A 215-nucleotide genomic window follows, 5' to 3' on the forward strand; every position below is an offset into this window, starting at 1 on the left:
GATTTCATTTGCAATATCACCAATTTCAACAGATTTAATTTTTCGGTATACTTCATCATCAGTGAAATACAATGTTTCGCCATTTAGGAACCATGCCTTGATGCGACGGATTAAAGGTTTTATATTTTCATCTTCTAGTAAATTAAACTTCATTTTTAAAGGGACGTCTTCAAACGCCCCTTTTTTTGTTAACGAACCATGCCGCCCTGGTACTT

General features: G+C 34.9%; 1 pseudogene. It reads right to left on the minus strand.

The features are described from left to right. Positions 1–215 (minus strand): annotated as a pseudogene (locus ACQRBL_RS33025) (phage tail protein); the annotation flags it as partial.

The sequence above is a fragment of the Bacillus sp. AF62 genome (genome assembly GCF_050312695.1).
GTDB lineage: Bacteria > Bacillota > Bacilli > Bacillales > Bacillaceae_G > Bacillus_A > Bacillus_A cereus.